This window comes from Variovorax sp. 10N432, from assembly GCF_056394465.1.
Genome location: NZ_JBFTHX010000175.1, coordinates 1 through 364, shown reverse-complemented (window position 1 = coordinate 364; position 364 = coordinate 1). Strand labels below are relative to the sequence as shown.

At 57.4% G+C, this 364-nt stretch carries 1 pseudogene; it reads left to right on the top strand.

The features are described from left to right. A pseudogene (locus AC1DF3_RS37220) lies at positions 1 to 252 on the top strand (bifunctional 2-polyprenyl-6-hydroxyphenol methylase/3-demethylubiquinol 3-O-methyltransferase UbiG); the annotation flags it as partial. Positions 253 to 364 lie beyond the last annotated feature (112 nt).

Below are 364 nucleotides of genomic sequence, written 5' to 3'. Positions count from 1 at the left end.
ACCATCAACCGCACGCTGAAAGCCCGCGCGCTCGCGATCTTTGCCGCCGAAAACATATTGCGCTGGCTGCCGCGCGGCACCCACCAATATGAGAAGCTGGTTCGCCCGGATGAGCTTGAACGGCCGCTGGTGGCCAGCGGCATGGATATCGTCCACCGTACCGGCGTCTTCTACAACGTATTGCAGGACCGCTGGAACCTCTCGCCGGACATGGAAGTCAACTACATGATGCTGGCGAAAAGACCCGCGTAAAGCTAGCGCACCCAATTCTCCGGTCATGAACGACGGATGACGTTCGTCCTAAGTGGCAGACGTCATCAAAATCGTAGGCAAACTCAATTCACATCATCGGGCAGCACTGGCA